5 protein-coding genes are annotated in these 4,314 nt (G+C 34.7%); 4 read left to right on the top strand and 1 reads right to left on the bottom strand.

Features of this window, described 5'->3' with window-relative positions:
• Positions 1-168: 168 nt before the first annotated feature.
• From ABX784_RS15750 to ABX784_RS15735, 4 genes are read left to right on the top strand one after another with little or no spacing between them, the layout of a single operon-like run.
• Positions 169-741: a superoxide dismutase gene (locus tag ABX784_RS15750; protein ID WP_372656021.1), complete on the top strand. Its 573-nt coding sequence runs from the start codon at positions 169-171 to the stop codon at positions 739-741.
• A gap of 54 nt (positions 742-795) precedes the next feature.
• Positions 796-1,527 (top strand): hypothetical protein, encoded by a 732-nt coding sequence (locus ABX784_RS15745; protein ID WP_372656020.1) that lies wholly within the window; start codon positions 796-798, stop codon positions 1,525-1,527.
• Positions 1,527-1,967, top strand: coding sequence for a hypothetical protein (locus tag ABX784_RS15740; protein ID WP_372656019.1), 441 nt, complete (start codon positions 1,527-1,529; stop codon positions 1,965-1,967). The genes ABX784_RS15745 and ABX784_RS15740 overlap by 1 nt, the downstream gene beginning before the upstream one ends.
• On the top strand, positions 1,954-2,493 hold the full coding sequence (locus ABX784_RS15735; RefSeq protein ID WP_372656018.1) for a hypothetical protein: 540 nt from the start codon (positions 1,954-1,956) through the stop codon (positions 2,491-2,493). Before ABX784_RS15740 ends, ABX784_RS15735 begins: the two co-directional genes overlap by 14 nt.
• Here ABX784_RS15735 and ABX784_RS15730 read toward each other — a convergent pair.
• Positions 2,490-4,145, bottom strand: coding sequence for a Na/Pi cotransporter family protein (locus tag ABX784_RS15730; RefSeq protein WP_372656017.1), 1,656 nt, complete (start codon positions 4,143-4,145; stop codon positions 2,490-2,492). The two genes, ABX784_RS15735 and ABX784_RS15730, sit on opposite strands and share 4 nt — an antisense overlap.
• Between the last annotated feature and the right edge of the window lie 169 nt (positions 4,146-4,314).

The following is a 4,314-nucleotide window of genomic DNA, read 5'->3' as shown; positions in this document are numbered from 1 at the left end:
CTCATGTTTTTCTCCTTATGTCTATATCTTGACATTTTTGGTGAGGTAAAATTGCTATTAAATGGGCTTAATGTCAATATATGGACATTTTAATGTTATTTATTTGAATAATGAGCGAGCTTAGATATATAGTTATTTAACTGATTATAAATAAGAAAGGAGTCTTTTATGGCACACGAACTACCAAAACTGCCTTGGGCAGATGATGCACTTGCACCTCACATTAGTGCTGAAACTATCGGGTTTCACTACGGAAAGCACCACAATGCTTACCTTACTAAATTAAATGCTGCAATTCCTGGAACTGAGTATGAGTCAATGACTCTTGAAGAAACAATTATGAAGTCTGAAGGCGGACTTTTTAATAATGCTGCTCAAGTTTGGAACCATTCTTTTTACTGGAACTGTCTAGCTCCAAACGCTGGTGGAGCTGCTACTGGCGCAATCGCTGACAAAATCACTGCAAAGTGGGGATCTTTTGAAAAATTTCAAGAAGATTTCACAAATGCTGCTGCAACTAACTTTGGTTCAGGTTGGACTTGGCTAGTTGAAGATAAAGGTGAGATTGAAATTTTCAATACAGCTAATGCTGACACTCCAATGAAGCACGGTAAGAAAGCTCTTATGACAATTGATGTTTGGGAACATGCTTACTATGTTGATTACAGAAATGCTCGTCCAAATTACATTACAGCATTCTGGAATCTAGTTAACTGGGACTTTGTTAACTCAAATCTTTAATTCCAATTCGAGACCCACTTAATAGTGGGTCTTTTTTTTCTTATTAGGACATTTATGAAATCAACTTACTTTAGTAAACCTCTAGAGTTTTCAATTAACGTTAATGGTGAGAGCTGGAAGCAAGGTGAAGTTGTTGCTGGTGATATAGAAGTAAAGAATCACTCCGGTGAGGAAATTGATTTATCTCAATATTCTCTATCTCTATGTATTGCTGACATTAAGAAAATTCAAAAGAAAGATGCTAAAGGAATTCTAGTCCTCGAAGAACTCACTATTGAAAATGCTCAACAAGGCTTTAGCTTTAAACTCGATGACAATTGTCCAATCACTCAAAAGAGTAGTGGACCCTACATTGTATGTGGAAAAAAGGGTGAGTTGATTGATGGTCATCACCTTGCACTACAGGTTTCTCCAAGTGAATTAGTTTCTAATATTTTAGAAGTTCTAGAAAACTTTATGCGCTTTAAAGTAAAGAGTTTAAGGCCAAAGAAAGAGAGCCTCGAGGCCGTTATTATACTTCCAACTGTGAAAGAGTTTACATCGGTTTCTCAGTTCAAACTGAACCTTACTAAAGATAATGATAATCTTAAATTAGACTATCTATTTAAAATTAAAAAAGTTTGTTTTGACGGTGGAGTAACTTCTACTAAAGACGAAACTAAGAAATTCACCAGTACTTTAACTCCAAAAGAATATCTCATATATGGAAGCTCTCTCAACCAAGACTTAATTGTTGAAAAGGTGAGTAGTATCCTAGATGAAATTAAGGTCAGGCCAATAATATAATGTTTAAAATTATAGCTTCTATATATTCGTTCTTAGTATTATTTTATGTGATGTCGTATCAATTTTACTCATCATCAGAACGAGAGGCCCTACTTTCTTTTTTAATTATAATCGCTGTTCTTACTATAATGATTGCTCCATCCTTTGGTGCTAAAAATCGTAGAAAACAAATGAAAAATGTTAAAGAGCGTGAATGGAAAGAAGGCGAGTACCACAATGACTTCACTAGGGTAGGATCTGCAGAGGACTATACTCCTGTAAAGCCGATTGATATGGCCGGAAATGCAATTGAACATGCCAGAGAACAGCTTGATGAAGATCTCGCGAGAATCGCTAATTATAAAGTTGTGGAAATAGAAAAAACAGAGAATATAGAAAACGAAAATACTAAAGATTTTGAAGAAAAAGAAGATAAAGGAATCGATGATGAAAAGAAATAGCCTAGTCAATATTCACTTATATTGCGCTAGTTTTAGTGCCGTTGTCCTACTTGTTTTCGCTTTTACTGGAGCGATGCACTTACTAAATTTTAAAGAAACTGAAAGCTTAGAAGTCATTGATACAATTGTTAAGAAAGACTTTCTTCAAAAAAGTAATGCTAAGACAAATATTGGAGAATACTTAAAGAGTAAAGATCAGGACTATAATTTTGAATACGTTAAGTCATATAATGGTTACTCTATAACAAGACCGACAACTCGTAACTACTATAGATTTGAAATGAATGCTGGAGATGAAATAACTGTTATTAAAGTTGTTCCATCTCTAAGAAAGAGGTTGTTTGAATTTCATAAAGGACATGGAAGAAAGTATACAAGATGGATAAATAGCTTCTTTGGTCTATGCTTAATGATTACAGTTGGAAGTGGTATTTGGCTCGGACTTAAAAATAACAGAATAAGACGTGCAACTATTGTTACAGGCCTTATTTCATTATTTATTTTTCTTGTCGAGTTCTATTCTTAGCTATAGGCCTGCGCAACATTTTGCGTATGGCTTCTAATTTTTCTTAATGCTACAATCATATCTGAATAGGTAAGTGCTGTTAGAGCATCAAAATCACCAGTTGAAATTCTCTCAAGATGTTTCGCCCTCATATTTTCAGCACTCATTCTCAATTGTTCTGACTTTCTTAGAGTAACACTTAGATCTATTGTAGAGCTACTTACTTGATCAATTGTGAGTGTGTAGAAGTCTTTTACATCTTTATAGAGTTTGGTGAAGTCATCTTTTGCTTCTCCTTTTAATAATTTTTTAATAGGAGTTCTTTCACTATAAGTTATTAGCTTTTCTATGTAATCGGCTATACTTTCTAATTCATCAACTTCTTTTAAGATTCCACGAGCATGGATTGATTCTTTTTCACTTAATGGGCTCTCCATTATTTTAACAGTATAAACAGTAACTTCTTTTTGAATATTATCTGTAATTGATTCATAATCTTTAGCTTTCATAATTATTTCAGCTGTAGACTTCTTAGTACCTGTTATAAATAACTCATCAGCTAGAGCGTAGAGTCTACCCATTATATCTTTTAATTTATCCATTTCTAGATCAGCTTGGGCAAGTGCTGTCGCTGGGACTAGTGTACTTGGATCAGAAAGCATAACTAGGTGATGCTGTTCTTTTACACCATGATCTGGAGTGATCTTAGTCACAATTCTAGCTAGTATTCCAAGTAGAGGTATAAATATTATTGTGGCCGTAACGTTAAATATTGTATGTCCAGTAGCAATATGAACAGCAACATTATCAAATTCACCTATTGCACTTCTTAAATTTGCTTCTCCTGGCACTACCCAGTCTATGAAGTTTATATAATAAGGAAAGAACGAGAAGACAACGAGTACACCAAGTGCATTAAATATTGCATGGGCCCTAGCCGCTCTTTTGGCCGTAATATTTGCTCCAACAGAAGCCAAGAGAGCTGTGATTGTCGTTCCTATATTTTCTCCTAGCACAAGTGCGGCAGCAGTATGAAACTCAATGACTCCACTTGTCGCCATTGCCATTGTGATACCGAGCATTGCTGAAGATGATTGGATGACTACTGTTAAGATACAACCAACAATGATACAGGCAAAGTAAGAAGCATATGTTTGCGCCGAGAAGTAACTAATCATATCTAAGAATTCAGGCATAGTTCTTAGAGGTTTAAACGCATTGGACATAATATCCAACCCAAAGAAAATCATACCGACACTGAAAAGGATTTTTCCAATTTGTCTCGCCTTATTAGATTTTCCAAAAAGTAGTGGGAAAATTCCTAATCCAATTAGAAGTAGTCCATACTTTCCAATCTTTATTGAGATAATCCAACCTGTTATTGTTGTTCCAATATTTGCCCCAAAAATAACTCCAATTGCTTGAGTTAAATTCATGAGTCCGGCATTTACAAAACCAACAACCATCACTGTTGTAACGGAAGAGCTCTGTACGACAATTGTTACAATTGTTCCTACTAAGACAGCTGTTATTCTATTTTTTGTTACGGTATTTATGGCCGTTTTTACAACATCTCCAGCGACTGATTGAAGTCCCTCTGACATGTTTTTCATTCCGTAGAAAAATATTCCTAGACCACCCAGTACTGAATAGAGAATTTTAAATGCTTCCAATCTTCCACCTTAATTAGTTGTTTTAAGATTAGATTAGAGTTTTGTTAGGAATTTGTCACGGACACTGTAATGGATTAGTAAAATAAATTGGCTTACTTTTGTTTATTAAGGTCACAATTCATCTTATCTAATAGTGCAATAAGCTCAAGTGCATCCTCATATTCTAATG

This window comes from Halobacteriovorax sp. (assembly GCF_041587335.1).
In the GTDB taxonomy this organism is placed as follows: Bacteria; Bdellovibrionota; Bacteriovoracia; order Bacteriovoracales; family Bacteriovoracaceae; genus Halobacteriovorax.
Note: the sequence above shows the minus strand (reverse complement) of the source record. Positions and strands in the feature narration are given on the sequence as shown.

Bases quoted from the DNA above. Each gene is read 5' to 3' on its own strand.
- ABX784_RS15740 (WP_372656019.1), top strand. From the start codon at position 1,527: ATGTTTAAAATTATAGCTTCTATATATTCGTTCTTAGTATTATTTTAT.
- ABX784_RS15735 (WP_372656018.1), top strand. From the start codon at position 1,954: ATGAAAAGAAATAGCCTAGTCAATATTCACTTATATTGCGCTAGTTTT.
- ABX784_RS15745 (WP_372656020.1), top strand. From the start codon at position 796: ATGAAATCAACTTACTTTAGTAAACCTCTAGAGTTTTCAATTAACGTT.
- ABX784_RS15750 (WP_372656021.1), top strand. From the start codon at position 169: ATGGCACACGAACTACCAAAACTGCCTTGGGCAGATGATGCACTTGCA.